Below are 12,712 nucleotides of genomic sequence, written 5' to 3'. Positions count from 1 at the left end.
GGGGAAGCGAAATGGGAGATTGGAGATGAAGTACTTCAAATTGCCCGATCTGGGCGAAGGCCTGCAGGAAGCCGAGATCGTCGAATGGCACGTCAAGGCCGGCGATACGGTCAAGGCCGACCAGTTGCTGGTGTCGGTGGAAACCGCCAAGGCCATAGTCGATATTCCCGCACCCTATGACGGGGTGATCGCCAAATGCTTCGGCAACGATGGCGAGATCCTCCACGTCGGCGAGCCGTTGTTGGCTTACGAGGGGGAAGACGATGCCGGCACCGTGGTCGGTCGCCTGGAAGGGGGTGGTAGCGCTCAGGAAGACAGCTTCTTCGTCGGTGCCGCGCCGTCTACCCGCGAGCATCTGGCGCCACGTGCGACCCCCGGCGTGCGCCAATTGGCCAAGCAGTTGGGCGTGGAACTCAATGGCCTGAGCGGCTCCGGCGCCGACGGCATGATCACCCGTGCCGATGTCGAAGCGACGGCGCAAACGGCGCGGGACAAATTTGGCGGCGAGAAGCTGCGTGGCGTGCGCCGCAGCATGGCAATCAACATGGCCAAGTCGCACGCCGCCGTGGTGCCGGTGACCATCTATGGCGACGCCGACCTGCACCAGTGGGGCAAAGCCCGCGACCCATTGATCCGCCTGGGTAAAGCCATCGCCGCCGCCTGTGCGGTCGAGCCGCTGCTCAACGCCTGGTTCGATGGCCAGTCGCTGTCGATCAAGCAGCATCGGCAGCTCGATCTCGGCATCGCCGTGGATACGCCGGACGGCCTGTTCGTGCCGGTACTGCGCGATGTCGGCGCGCGCAGCGCGGAAGACCTCAAGGAGGGCATGGCGCGCTTGCGCGCGGACGTCAAGGCGCGCTCGATTCCGCCGCAGGAAATGATGGGCGCGACTATCACGCTGTCCAACTTTGGCACCTTGTTCGGGCGCTACGCCAATCCGGTGGTGGTGCCGCCCCAAGTGGCGATCATCGGCGCCGGCGGTATTCGTGAAGAACCGGTGGCGGTGGCTGGCAAGGTGCTGGTGCACCCGATCCTGCCGCTGTCGCTGACCTTCGATCACCGCGCGGTAACCGGCGGGGAAGCGGCGCGGTTTATGCGGGCCATGGTCGAGGCGTTGGAAAAACCCGATGGTTAAAACTTCGGTAGCCAATGAGCTGGTCAAGTATAAAAAAGGTTCTTCGCGGATTCTCGGGGGTGGCGGTTAATACCGGATAGGCAAGATGGGTCGCAAGAGTCCTGCTATTTGTTGGCCTTGAACTTGTGCCCGAGCCTGTTATCGCGTGGGCGGATGCTTCTGGTTGCGCCCCCTCGGGCGCCTCACTTTTCTTTGTGTGCGCTGAGAAAAGTAAGCAAAAGAAAGCGCCCCCCGACATCCGGGTCTTCGCTGCGCTCCGACTCCCCTCATTCCCGGCGTGCCCCCGGAGCGACGATGGAGCGAGGGAACCCGCCGCAGGCGGGCCGGATGCAGGGGCAAGCGCTTTTGGTTACTTTTCGCGCGACTGCGAAAAGTGACTCGCCCAGCAGGGCGAAACCGGGCTGTCAGCCAGCACGGCAAGCGCCCAATGACACCAAGCGACGAGACAACACAATCTTGCCGATTCGGTGTTAACCCCTCACGTCCTCCCGGTAATCCGTGAAAACCATAAAAAAGCCCCTCGCGCGTGAGCCGAGGGGCTTTTCTTAGGCAGGCATCTGACACAGGTCAGGCGGCTGTAGAGCGACGGATGTCAGTCCGCAGGTTCTTCAGCGGGGTTGATCAGCTCGTTCAAGGCATCCGGCTGGCTCTTGAAGGCCTTGGCAAATACCTCGCGGTTCTTGGCCATATAAATCCCGATTTCTTCGCCTTGTTGCTCGCTCAGTGACGGTACGGCTTTGTGTAGCACTTGCGTCACTAACTCCGCCAGTTCGAGCATTTTGTCATGACGATCGGCTTCGGCTTTATCCATGAACAAGTGCTCCGGATCGCGGCTGCTGCGGTACACCACTTCGACGGCCATTCATCACCTCACCTTCATGCTGGTTAGTCGTACGGATTACTGTGTTTATATACAGGCTTCCAAGCATAAAGCAGTCCGCCGTGCTTGGATAGCGGCCCGTTTCAAACAGGTGGTTAAAACGATGCCATGTAGCCACGCCTGGTTTAGACGCTTCGGCCGTAAACCCATGCACTAGACTTGTAGAGTGAGCATTGGGCGCAGGCCCAGTGCTCAAGGCGGGGGCAGGGAGGAACCCCCGATAGCGCGCAACACGCTTGTTGCGACATGAGCCGGTAGCTACCCGCACCGGCCAGCGCGGGTTTCAGCAGGACGATGAGGCCGGCGTCAATCCTCAGGCCAACGGCAGGAGATGCATCATGACCATGGCCACCCGTTTGCAAAGCTACTTGTCACAGAACCATTCCCGCTACGACATGCTGCAGCACGACCCCTCGATCACCACCCGCGAAGCGGCACGGCGCGCTGGAGTACCGCCCTATCTGATGGCCAAGTCGGTGATCCTCGATGACTTCCAGGGGCACTGGCTGATGGCGGTGGTGCCGGCGACTCGGCAAGTCGATCTCAGCAAGGTGCACAAACTCACCAAACGCCACTGGCGGCTGGCCCGGGAGAGCGAGTTCAGCTCCCGTTTCAGCGACTGCGAGTATGGCGCGATTCCGCCGGTGGGCAGCGCCTTCGAGATGGAAACCCTGATCGACCAGGCCCTGGTGGGCGTCAAGGATGTGTATTTTGAGTCGGGCGATCATGAAGCGCTGGTGCATATGAGCACGGAGCAATATCTCCAGCTCATGCCGGATGCCCGACGCGGATCGCTCAGCGAATAGAGCTGGCTTGCGGCGCCAGCCAACTCTGCCCGCGGCGACGGGGCGCAGTGCGCAGTTCTATGACTCCAGCGGCGGGCTGGCGGTCGTCTCGCGGGCCTGCAGCCAGTCCAGCAGCTGCGCTTCGGGCATGGGCTTGGCGAACAGATAGCCCTGCATCAGCCGGCAGCCGAGCGCCTGCAAACGCTCCTGCTGCAGGAGCGTTTCCACGCCTTCGGCGATCACGCTCATCTGCAGCTGTTCACCGAGCGAGAGAATCACCTTGACGATACGTTCATCGCCCTCTTCAAGCAGGCGGGTGAAGGACTTGTCCAGCTTGAGCGCCGACATCGGCAGGTGTTGCAGGCGTTGCAGGGAGGAGTAGCCGGTGCCGAAATCATCGAGGTGGAGCTTGAAGCCGGCCGCGACCAGGGCGTTCACCTGTTGCTGGAGCAGCTCCAGGTTTTCCGAGAAAGCGCTTTCGGTCAGCTCGAAGTGCACGCTGTGCCGGGAGAGCGGCTCGGCGTCTATCAGTTCGCACAGTTGGCTGACGAGGTCGACCTGCAGCAACTGCTTCACCGACAGGTTGATATTGAGGGCGAGTCCGGGCCGCAGCTGCTGCAGGCGCGGCAAGGCGTGGACGGCATGCCGGGCGATATAGTGACCCAGTTCGCCGATCAGGCCGGCTTCCTCGGCCACCGGAATGAACTTGTCGGGAGGGCAGAAGCCCGCGTCGGTTGGCCAACGTGCCAGCGCCTCGACCATCACCACCTCCTGGGTTGCGCAGTCGACTATCGGCTGGAACCAGACCTCCAGCTGGCCCATGATCAGGGCCTGGCGCAGGCGTTGTTCGATGAACATGCGTTCCTGCACGTTGGCATGCATGGCCGCGGAGTAGAACGCATAGCGGCTCTTGCCCGCGCGCTTGGCTTGGTACATGGCGATGTCGGCGTTGCGCAGCAGCTCCTCCTGGCTCATGCCCGGCGCGGCATGGGCGATGCCGATGGAGCCGCTGATCGCCAGGCGGGAGCCCTGAAACATCAGCGGCTGACAGATCTCTTCCAGCAGCCGCTGGGCCAGGATGTGGCTGCCCTGCCCGGCGCTTTCCAGGCTGAGCACGGCGAACTCGTCCCCGCCCATGCGCACCGCGGTGTCGCTGGCGCGAATCAAAACCCGTAGCCGTTGAGCGATGCTGTCCAGCAGGGCATCGCCGGCCTCGTGGCCGAGGCAGTCGTTGATCAGTTTGAAATCGTCCAGATCGATCAGGTAGATGGTCAGCGCCAGTTCCGGCTGACGCTGCTGGATGGCCTGGTAGAGGGGCAGGCGCTCGCCGAGGAATTTGCGGTTGCCCAAGCCGGTCAGCGGGTCCTTGCGCGCATCCTGGTAAAGATTCGCATGGGCAGAGTGCACTTCCGCCATCAGCTCGTTGAGCGACTGGGCTAGCTTGTCCAGTTCGTCATGGCCTTGCACCGGCCAGACCGGCGGCTGCTCATCCACCCGCTGCCTTTGCTCGGCCAGGCGCGAGAACAGGCTGAGGCGTTTGAGGATCAGGCGATCGAGCAGGGCGGCGGCGGCCAGTACCGCCAGCACCAGGATGACCAGGGAGTTGCCGATCAGCAGCAGATTGCCGGCGTGTTTCTGGCTGTGCAGGATCGGTGGGTGCTGGATGATCAGGCGCAGAGCGCTGCTGCCGAGGGAGTCCTCGAGGACCCGGCTAACCCGGATGCTGTTCGGCGCCGTCCGCGGCGGCTGCACGCTTGCCGCCGCCGCGGGCGCCAGTTGGAATGCCGTGGAGACCAACTGCGCCAGCTCGGCCTGGCCGTCGTCATCGAGCAGACGGCCCAGTACCAGCCAGCCCCGCCGCGGCTGGGTACGGCTGTTGTCGAGCACCGGGCTGTAGGCCAGGAGGGCCGGAATGCCGTCGATCCAGCGCAGCAGGTAGGCGCCCTTTTGTTGCAGGGTGGGGGTGAGCGCAGCGAGGCCGGCCTGCACCTCGCGCAACTTGCCGCTGCCGGCGGCGAGGCTCTCCAGCTGGCCGGAGCCGATATCGAAGGCGGAGTGAGGCTGGCCGGCGGCGGTGAGGAAGACGGCGAAATCCACCCGCAGATTGCGCATGGAGTCGGCGGTGAAATTGCTCGTCAGGTAGTCCGGGTTGCCCTGTTGCAGATACTCGTAGGTATCGTCCCAGAAGCCGTAGTCCACGGCGCTGCCCAGCAGGCCCTGGGCCTCGGCGGCGAGCACCGCGCGGACCCGTTCCAGCTCCTCCTGGGCATGGCGCTCTTCGAATTGCAGCAGGCTCCGCTGCAGCAGATGGGAGGTGGTCCAGTAGCTGGCCAGGGCAAACCCGGACAGCAACAGCAGCAAGTAGAGCAGGGTGCGGGTACGCAGGTTGTGGATTTTGCGAAACACTCGGCCCTCCTTGGCAGCAGCCACAGGCTGCTCGCGGTGAAATTCTCAGCTCGGCGTTGGCGGTGGGTTGCCTGGAGCCCGTCTCCGCGGTTTTTCCAAGCCACGGAGTCGGGGACAGCATCAGCCGCAGATCGGTGCGGGCGTGGGAAAAGAGGGCTTCCGAGTGACTGCCACGAACCGACCTGGCATCTTGTACCAGCGGGTTCGGCGCAGGGCACTAGGCGTGTTGCTGCTTCCCAGGTTCGCAGTATGTGATGACGTTAGCAGTGAGTGCCCGTTCTCGCCATTCCGCCCAGCAGGCGTTCGCTGGCCCCCATCCTGCATAACCCAAGCGTCACCTTCGAGCGCCATCATCCCGGCAAGCTCGCTTACGTCAACAGCGCCTAAGGAGCAGCATCTTGAAACTGAACTGGGCCGAAGCCCTGCGCGAGAACGTGCACGGCCTGGCGGAGTCGCTGGGCAATCTGCTGGTCGAGACCTTCCACTACCTGGCGCTGTTCGCCATCGGCGGTATCACGGCTTGGGCGGCGGTGGTGGCGTTTCTGGGCATGGTGGAGAAGGGCCATATCACGGTCGATGACATTCTGTTGCTGTTCATCTACCTGGAGCTCGGCGCCATGGTTGGCATCTACTTCAAGACCAACCATATGCCGGTGCGTTTCCTGATCTATGTGGCGATCACCGCGCTAACGCGCCTGCTGATTTCCGATGTATCGCACCATCACAGCCCGGATATGGGCGTGGTGTACGTGTCCGGGGCGATTCTGCTGCTGGCCTTGGCGATTCTGGTGGTGCGCTATGCCTCGTCGCAATTCCCCTCGGTGTCGACGGAAAAAGCCGGGCACCAGCGCAGCCAGCTCGGCCAAGCAGCTGACGGTGAAGTCGAGGCCGATTAGGCCTGCTCCTGGGTGGCAGGAGTTGCCCGCTGGCGGCTTGAAACGGCTTTTCAGCCGTGGCGGCGGGCGTAAACTGAACCTGATGGTGAGTGCGAATAAGCACCGTTAGGAGGTGTGCAATGCGCCTGTTAAGTGCGCTGAGGGTGGGTGCCCTGCTGCTTGCGGTGGCTCCGGCAGCGCTGGCATCGACTACCGAGGTCAGCTTCAGCCATCCAGAAAACTACAGCGACGCGCGGTTCTCCCGTGCCTACGGTCGTGGCGCCGATGAGTCGGTGCTGAAAGAGTTGCAGGCCTTTATCGAGAAACTTGGCCAGCGCTACTTGCAAGCAGGCCAGCGTCTGCAAGTGCAGGTGCTGGATATCGACCTGGCAGGGCGTTACGAACCCTGGCGGATCGACTACAGCGAGGTGCGCTTTATGCGCGAGATCACCTGGCCGCGGATCAAACTGCACTATGCCCTGGAACAGGACGGCCAGGAGATCGCCAATCGCGAGGCGGTGGTGATCGATCAGTCCTACCTGCAACACGGCAATCGTTATTTCAGCAGTGATCGCCTGCGCTATGAGAAGGCCATGCTGGATGATTGGTTCCGGCGCAATTTAGGCCAACAGGCTCAGAACTAGGTTGCCTCTCCCAGGATCCTAGGGTGGAATCCCCAAAGGGGCTTCCACCGTTCACTGCGATACTGTCCGGTTGCGGTGGATTAACCGCTGGGCGGTTGATCTGCCCTAGATTAATTCTGGCCTACGCCGGGGTGACGGCTGATTCAGCGGTTCTTCACCACACAGGGCCGCGCGGTAGTCGCCAGGCGTTGCGCCCAAGGCCGCGCGAAAGCGATTGCTGAAGTGGCTGGCGCTGGCGAAGCCGCAGGCCAGGGCGATTTCACCCAGGGGCAGGGCGCCGTCTTTGAGCAACTGTTGTGCCCGCGCCAGGCGCCGGGCCAGCAGGTAGCGGTGGGGCGGGACGCCGAAGCTTGCGCGGAACATGCGCGCGAAGTGGTAGGCGGACAGTGCGGCGAAACTCGCCAGTTCGCCCAGGCTGATGGGCTCGGCCAGGTGCGCTTCGATATAGTCGATCAACTGCCGGCGCAGGCGTGGCGCCAAGCCTCCCTTCAGGCGCAGGCCCTGACGCAGGCCGACCTGGTTGAGCAGGGCGTGGCTGAGCATCTCGTGGGCCAGGCTGCTGGTCAGCAGGCGCTCGCCGGGTTCGTCCCAGTTCAGCGCGGTCAACTGGCGAAAGCGCAGGGCCTGCTGCGGGTTGTCGAGGAAGGTGCGCTCGCGCAGCTGCAGCTCGCGCGGCTCGCGGTCGAGGAGGCTGAGGGCGCCGAGGGCGAAACGCTCGGGGCTGATGTAGAGGTGGGCGAGGCGGATTTCGCCATTGATCACCCAGGCCGACTCATGGCCGGCGGGCAGCACGCACAGCTTGTCCGGCGCGCCCTTGCTGTCGGGGCAGCCGCGGCGGAAGGTGCCGGTGCCGCCCGCCAGGTAGCAGGACAGGGTGTGGTGGCTCGGCCCCTGGTATTCGCGGGCGTCGTGGTGGTTGCTCCATAGCGCCGCGATCAGGCCGTCGCCGAGTTCGGCGCAATGCTCGAGACGTGCATGCGGCGAGCTGCTCAGCGATTGGAATACCTGGATCTGTGCGAGTTGCGACATGGCCTGCACCCGCGCCGGCTGCGGCGCTCTAGTGGACCCATGCTAACGCGCGCGGGCGCCGCTGCCAGCCCGGCGCGGCAAATAAGCGCAAGTTTGTGCAAGCCGGCCCTCGCTTGGCGGCCCAGACTCCCCGGCATCGCCGTAGGAGTTGCGTATGAACCTCTCGCTGTATCTACTCACCGTGCTGATCTGGGGCACCACCTGGATCGCCATCAAGCTGCAGATGGGCACAGTCGCCATCCCGCTGTCGATTGCCTATCGCTTCGGCCTGGCGGCCGCGGTGCTGTTCGCCGTCTTGCTGCTCAGCCGCCGCTTGCAGAGGCTCGATGGTCGCGCGCAACTGCTGTGTTTGGCCCAGGGGCTGTGTCTGTTCTGCATCAACTTCCTGTGCTTCTACACCGCCAGCCAGTGGATTCCCAGTGGGTTGATTGCCGTGGTGTTCTCCACCGCGACGCTGTGGAATGCGCTGAATGCGCGGATATTCTTTGGCCATAAGGTGGCCGCCAATGTGTTGGCGGGTGGCGCCTTCGGCTTGGCGGGTTTGGCGCTGCTGTTCTGGCCCGAACTGGCCGGCCACCACGCCAGCCAGCAAACCCTGCTCGGCCTGGGCCTGGCGCTGTTCGGCACGCTGTGTTTCTCCGCCGGCAACATGCTCTCCAGTCTGCAGCAGAAGGCCGGCCTCAAACCGCTGACCACCAACGCCTGGGGCATGCTGTATGGCGCGCTGCTGCTCTCGGGCTACTGTCTGCTCAGCGGTGCGCCGTTCAGTTTCGATCTCAGCAGCCGCTATGTCGGCTCGCTGCTCTACCTGGCGATTCCCGGCTCGGTCATCGGCTTTACCGCGTACCTGACCCTGGTCGGCCGCATGGGCCCGGAGCGCGCCGCTTACTGCACCGTGTTGTTCCCGGTCGTCGCGCTGAATATCTCGGCCTTTGTCGAGGACTACCAGTGGACCTTACCGGCGCTGGCGGGGCTGGTCTTGGTGATGCTGGGGAATGTGCTGGTGTTCCGTAAGCCCAAACCGCTGCCGCTGGCGGCGCTTGCTCGCTAGTGTGCTTAAAGCCGCTACCAATGCCCGAGCCTGCGATTCCAGCGATAGAGCAGCCTGGCGAAGACTTTGTAGGCGAACGCTACGCTGGGGCGAATGACTGGCAGGCGAACCATATGGCCCAGCCAACGCTGCTTCGGCGTTTTCGTCCAGAGCTCGGCAAAGGCTTCGGTGCCTATGTTGATATTCCCTGCTTCGTCCTTAAGGTAAAGACGCTCGCGAACTTCCTCCAAGGAAGCGCCGACTTCTTTAACCGCCTCCGGGTTGTGGTGCACATCCACCCACTCGATATCGGTGATGCCACAAGACTCCATGCGGCTTCTTTGTGAGTTGATACCGGCTCTGCACACGGGGCAGGCACCGTTGTAGTACACCTTGGGTTTTACTGGCTCACTCATTTAACGCTCCATAACGCCTAGGTTCAGGGACGCATCCGCGAAGCGGGTGCGTCCCTGAACCTAGGCGCCAACGCTGTGCTCACACGGGCCTGCCCGACACATGACTTGAGAAGATGGTAATGACATGCCCGGCTGGCTCCCGGACCCGGAAGATCTCGTGCTCGATGGACGGCATGGCCTCGATTGGCGTTGGGGCGAGCCCGAGCGATGCATAGAGCTGGTGAGCCAGACGAAGATCATCGACCATTAAGTCGAATGGGGCATTGCCTGGAACCACTTTGCTCTTGAGCTTAAGGATTAGATGCGTTCCTCCACGCAACTCAAAGATGGCGACTTCCGGCCCCTGAAACACGGGCCGCATGCCGATCGTGCGCATGAACTGCGCAGATTCGTCCAGTCGATCTGTCTCTAGGGCGACGTGTCCCACCCAGATCGGAGGGCGCAGATCGTTCTCGCTCATGCTCGTTTACTCCAGAGAAAGCTTTGGCGCCTGACTCAGAGCTTGCAAACCTTACTGGCAGTCTAGCGGTCATGGCTGAGTCAAAGCGTTCGATCCAGGCCAAAACGTTTTTTCAGCACCTTTTCCAGCAATGCCTTAGGTATCAAGCACGCCAGCACAGGCAGCGCGCGGCTGCCATTACCCAGGCGCAGCAGGCGTGGCGGGGAGGCGCTTTGCACGGCGGCGAGCAAGTCGCGGGCGAAGTCGGTGGCGGGGGTGGGGTGGTATTGCGAGGCTTTGGCGCGGGCGCGGATGCCTTCGCGGATCGGCCACCAGGGCGAGCCTTCGGCAATAACCTGTTCGGCTTCACGGCTGGCGTTGGCGCCAAAGCTGGAGGCTATGGCGCCGGGCTGTACTTCCATCAAGCCGATGCCGAAGGGTGAGAGTTCCAGGCGCAAGGCGTCGGACAGTGCATGTACGGCGGCTTTCGAGGCGCAGTAGGCGCCGGCAAACGGGGTAACCAAGACGCCGGAGACGCTGCCGATATTCACCACCAGGCCTTTGCTGCGACGCAGCAGCGGGAACAGCGCGCGGGTCACGCCGACGAGGGCGAAGACATTGGTTTCGAACTGCCGGCGCAGAGCGTCGACGCCGCCATCCAGCAATGGGCCCATGGCGCCGAAACCGGCGTTGTTGATCAGTACGTCAAGGCCGCCGGTTTCCTGGTTCAGGCGGCTGGCGAGCTGTTCGGCGGCGGCGCCATCGTTGACGTCCAGTTGTACCGCGATAAAACCGGCGGCGCTGAGGGCGGCGAGGTCGTCGGTTTTGCGGGCGGTGGCCCAGACTTGGTAACCGGCGGCTTGGAAGGCCTCTGCCAGGGCGCGGCCGATGCCGCTGGAGCAACCGGTGATGAGGGCGGTGGGCTGGGTCATGCGCTAGTCCTTTGGTTGGGCATGGCGGGTTCGTAGCCGATGTCGGTTCGGGGCGAGGGGTTAATCGGCAAAACTACCTTGCAGACGCTCGGCGCGGAATTCCACGGTCGCCGCGCGATAGCCGGGGCGCAGGGGCGGGAGTGGCAGGCAATCTTGCCAGCTCTCGCCGGGGAGCAGTTCGCCCGGGCCGCGGTAGCGGGGCGAATCGTAGAAGCTTTGCACCAGGTTGACGCTGTCTCCCGGAGCATAAGCACTGATTCTCCAGCGCAACTCCAGCAATGGCTTGTCGCTGCCGTTCTTCAGCCGGAGGGCCAGCGGGCGGTCGGCCGGGCAGACGTCGGGCGCGTAGTTCAAGCGCAGCTCGAGGTGGGCCAGTTGGCGTTCTTCACGTTGCTCCAGCCAGAACACCCAGACCGCGACCAGGGCCAGGCCGAGTAAGGCGGCGAGGGACACCGGCAGGGCTTTAGCCGGGTAGCGGATCAGCAGAATCAGCCAGGTGAGGACGAGCAGGGCGCCGATCAGCATGGCCAGGACCTCGACTCATAAGTTTGGCGGCCTGCTGGAGTGCTGCGATAGGGCATGTGGGGGCCTCGCTGCGAGGGGAGGCACCATCCTACAACATGGGGTTGGGGTAATAGATAGGGGGCAAGGTCAGGGCTCAGTCTTGTGGCGCGTCGCGCAGGAACACCAGGCTGTCCTGTTTGGAGTTTTCTGCCGAGAAGCGATAGCCCTGATAATTGAAGTCCTTCAACCCTTCGGGGTCGTTCAGGCGCTCCTTGATCACATAGCGCGCCATCATGCCGCGGGCTTTTTTGGCATAGAAGCTGATGATCTTGTACTGGCCGTTTTTCAGGTCCTTGAACTCGGTGTCGATGATCCGCGCGTTGAGCGCTTGGCGTTTCACCGCGCTGAAGTATTCGTTGGAGGCCAGGTTGAGCAGGATATCGTCGCCTTGAGCGGCCAAGGCTTCATTCAGCCAGGCGCTGATGCGCTCGCCCCAGAACGCATAAAGATCCTTGCCCCGGCGGTTGGCCAGTCTGGTGCCCATTTCCAGGCGATAGGGCTGCATCAGATCCAGTGGCCGCAATACACCGTATAGGCCCGAGAGCATGCGCAGGTGCTCCTGGGCGAAGTCGAAGTCGGCTTCGGTGAAGTCTTGCGCGTGCATGCCGGTATACACATCGCCCTTGAAGGCCAGCAGTGCCTGCTTGGCGTTCTCGGGAGTGAAGTTCGGGGTCCAGCTGCCATAGCGGGCGGCATTCAGCCCGGAGAGCTTGTCCGAGAGGTGCATCAGCTCGCTGATCTGTGCGGGGCTGAGTTCGCGCAGTTGGGTGACCAGCTCCTGGGCGTGATCGAGGTACTCGGGTTGGGTGTAGCGGGCAGTGGCCGGTGGGCTTGCATAGTCGAGGGTTTTGGCGGGGGATAGCACCATCAGCATGAGTCGTCTCCTAAAGGCTGCGGTGATTCTAGGCGGTGCGCTGCCTAGGCTCTAGCGATAACGCTTATGGGTTGACCTGGGGGCCGCCCCGGGGTTGTAGTTTGCCTGGGTCACTCATGTTGATTAAGGAATCCCGATGACCGCCTGCAATCATTCGCGCTGGGAGCCGTCCCACGATTACCGCCCGCTGGGCTCCAGCGCCGAGCGCCAAGCCTGGCGGGTGGCGGCGCTGACCGGCCTGACCATGTTGGTGGAAATCGCTGCGGGCTACTGGTTCAACTCCATGGCGCTGCTGGCGGATGGCTGGCACATGGCCTCACATATGGTCGCCATCGGGATGGCCGCGCTGGCGTATCTGCTGGCGCGTCGCTACGCGCAGGATCGGCACTTTGCCTTCGGCACCTGGAAGGTCGAGGTGTTGGCCGGCTTCGCCAGTGCGGTGCTGCTGGTCGTGGTGATTGTGATGATGGCGGTGGAGTCGCTGTGGCGTTTGTGGGCGCCGGTCGAGATTGGCTTCGATCAGGCGCTTTGGGTGGCCGCTATGGGTTTGCTGGTCAACCTGCTCTCGGCCTGGTTGCTGCGCGATCAACACGATCACGGGCATGCTCAAGGTCATGCGCATGCTAAGCACGATCACGATCACGATCACGCGCAGGAGGCCAGGGCGGGCGGGCGGGATCTCAATCGGCATGCGGCGTTTATG

14 protein-coding genes are annotated in these 12,712 nt (G+C 63.1%); 6 read left to right on the top strand and 8 right to left on the bottom strand.

Translation table 11 applies throughout. The features are described from left to right. The first annotated feature begins 25 nt into the window (after positions 1-25). Positions 26-1,135, top strand: coding sequence for a dihydrolipoamide acetyltransferase family protein (locus tag FFS12_RS17530; RefSeq protein WP_137888686.1), 1,110 nt, complete (start codon positions 26-28; stop codon positions 1,133-1,135). A gap of 592 nt (positions 1,136-1,727) precedes the next feature. On the opposite strand, the gene FFS12_RS17520 is transcribed toward FFS12_RS17530, so the two are convergent. Next, the gene (locus FFS12_RS17520; RefSeq protein WP_137888682.1) at positions 1,728-1,997 is read right to left on the bottom strand and encodes a YebG family protein; all 270 of its coding nucleotides are present in this window, start codon (positions 1,995-1,997) and stop codon (positions 1,728-1,730) included. Between the two features lie 356 nt (positions 1,998-2,353). On the opposite strand from FFS12_RS17520, the gene FFS12_RS17515 reads away from it, so the two are divergent. Continuing rightward, complete coding sequence (locus tag FFS12_RS17515; RefSeq protein WP_137888680.1) at positions 2,354-2,821, top strand: aminoacyl-tRNA deacylase; 468 nt, start codon at positions 2,354-2,356, stop codon at positions 2,819-2,821. A 57-nt stretch (positions 2,822-2,878) separates the two neighbouring features. Here FFS12_RS17515 and FFS12_RS17510 read toward each other — a convergent pair whose 3' ends face one another. Continuing rightward, positions 2,879-5,206, bottom strand: a complete 2,328-nt coding sequence (locus FFS12_RS17510) for a bifunctional diguanylate cyclase/phosphodiesterase (RefSeq protein ID WP_171011910.1) — start codon at positions 5,204-5,206, stop codon at positions 2,879-2,881. A gap of 398 nt (positions 5,207-5,604) precedes the next feature. Here FFS12_RS17510 and FFS12_RS17505 point away from each other — a divergent pair, with 398 nt between their 5' ends. Next, positions 5,605-6,102: a phosphate-starvation-inducible protein PsiE gene (locus tag FFS12_RS17505; protein WP_137888676.1), complete on the top strand. Its 498-nt coding sequence runs from the start codon at positions 5,605-5,607 to the stop codon at positions 6,100-6,102. A gap of 119 nt (positions 6,103-6,221) precedes the next feature. Further along, positions 6,222-6,725 (top strand): DUF3016 domain-containing protein, encoded by a 504-nt coding sequence (locus tag FFS12_RS17500; protein ID WP_137888674.1) that lies wholly within the window; start codon positions 6,222-6,224, stop codon positions 6,723-6,725. Between the two features lie 105 nt (positions 6,726-6,830). On the opposite strand, the gene FFS12_RS17495 is transcribed toward FFS12_RS17500, so the two are convergent. Further along, complete coding sequence (locus FFS12_RS17495) at positions 6,831-7,754, bottom strand: helix-turn-helix domain-containing protein (RefSeq protein ID WP_137888673.1); 924 nt, start codon at positions 7,752-7,754, stop codon at positions 6,831-6,833. Between the two features lie 154 nt (positions 7,755-7,908). On the opposite strand from FFS12_RS17495, the gene FFS12_RS17490 reads away from it, so the two are divergent. Then, complete coding sequence (locus FFS12_RS17490) at positions 7,909-8,805, top strand: DMT family transporter (protein WP_137888671.1); 897 nt, start codon at positions 7,909-7,911, stop codon at positions 8,803-8,805. Between the two features lie 14 nt (positions 8,806-8,819). On the opposite strand, the gene FFS12_RS17485 is transcribed toward FFS12_RS17490, so the two are convergent. From FFS12_RS17485 to yaaA, 5 genes are all read right to left on the bottom strand, one after another. After that, positions 8,820-9,200 (bottom strand): DUF393 domain-containing protein, encoded by a 381-nt coding sequence (locus FFS12_RS17485; RefSeq protein ID WP_137888669.1) that lies wholly within the window; start codon positions 9,198-9,200, stop codon positions 8,820-8,822. A gap of 79 nt (positions 9,201-9,279) precedes the next feature. Continuing rightward, a complete protein-coding gene (locus FFS12_RS17480) occupies positions 9,280-9,660 on the bottom strand; it encodes a VOC family protein (RefSeq protein WP_137888667.1) in 381 nt (126 codons plus the stop codon). An 80-nt stretch (positions 9,661-9,740) separates the two neighbouring features. Continuing rightward, positions 9,741-10,571, bottom strand: a complete 831-nt coding sequence (locus FFS12_RS17475; RefSeq protein ID WP_137888665.1) for an SDR family oxidoreductase — start codon at positions 10,569-10,571, stop codon at positions 9,741-9,743. A 60-nt stretch (positions 10,572-10,631) separates the two neighbouring features. After that, complete coding sequence (locus tag FFS12_RS17470) at positions 10,632-11,096, bottom strand: multidrug transporter (protein WP_137888663.1); 465 nt, start codon at positions 11,094-11,096, stop codon at positions 10,632-10,634. Positions 11,097-11,229: 133 nt separating this feature from the next. After that, complete coding sequence (yaaA, locus tag FFS12_RS17465) at positions 11,230-12,009, bottom strand: peroxide stress protein YaaA (RefSeq protein ID WP_137888661.1); 780 nt, start codon at positions 12,007-12,009, stop codon at positions 11,230-11,232. 136 nt (positions 12,010-12,145) lie between these two features. Between yaaA and FFS12_RS17460 the strand changes: the two genes are divergently transcribed. Then, a partial coding sequence (locus FFS12_RS17460; RefSeq protein ID WP_137888659.1) for a cation diffusion facilitator family transporter occupies positions 12,146-12,712 on the top strand: 567 nt, incomplete at its 3' end.

Origin of the sequence: Pseudomonas sp. 2FE, from assembly GCF_005503735.1 — a bacterium.
GTDB lineage: Bacteria > Pseudomonadota > Gammaproteobacteria > Pseudomonadales > Pseudomonadaceae > Aquipseudomonas.
This window is presented reverse-complemented; position numbering and strand designations above follow the sequence as displayed.

What these genes read in the sequence shown, in the direction of transcription:
- FFS12_RS17485 (WP_137888669.1), bottom strand. Translation starts at nt 9,200, where the DNA reads ATGAGTGAGCCAGTAAAACCCAAGGTGTACTACAACGGTGCCTGCCCC.
- FFS12_RS17515 (WP_137888680.1), top strand. Translation starts at nt 2,354, where the DNA reads ATGACCATGGCCACCCGTTTGCAAAGCTACTTGTCACAGAACCATTCC.
- FFS12_RS17520 (WP_137888682.1), bottom strand. Translation starts at nt 1,997, where the DNA reads ATGGCCGTCGAAGTGGTGTACCGCAGCAGCCGCGATCCGGAGCACTTG.
- FFS12_RS17495 (WP_137888673.1), bottom strand. Translation starts at nt 7,754, where the DNA reads ATGTCGCAACTCGCACAGATCCAGGTATTCCAATCGCTGAGCAGCTCG.
- yaaA (WP_137888661.1), bottom strand. Translation starts at nt 12,009, where the DNA reads ATGCTGATGGTGCTATCCCCCGCCAAAACCCTCGACTATGCAAGCCCA.
- FFS12_RS17480 (WP_137888667.1), bottom strand. Translation starts at nt 9,660, where the DNA reads ATGAGCGAGAACGATCTGCGCCCTCCGATCTGGGTGGGACACGTCGCC.
- FFS12_RS17500 (WP_137888674.1), top strand. Translation starts at nt 6,222, where the DNA reads ATGCGCCTGTTAAGTGCGCTGAGGGTGGGTGCCCTGCTGCTTGCGGTG.
- FFS12_RS17490 (WP_137888671.1), top strand. Translation starts at nt 7,909, where the DNA reads ATGAACCTCTCGCTGTATCTACTCACCGTGCTGATCTGGGGCACCACC.
- FFS12_RS17530 (WP_137888686.1), top strand. Translation starts at nt 26, where the DNA reads ATGAAGTACTTCAAATTGCCCGATCTGGGCGAAGGCCTGCAGGAAGCC.
- FFS12_RS17475 (WP_137888665.1), bottom strand. Translation starts at nt 10,571, where the DNA reads ATGACCCAGCCCACCGCCCTCATCACCGGTTGCTCCAGCGGCATCGGC.
- FFS12_RS17470 (WP_137888663.1), bottom strand. Translation starts at nt 11,096, where the DNA reads ATGCTGATCGGCGCCCTGCTCGTCCTCACCTGGCTGATTCTGCTGATC.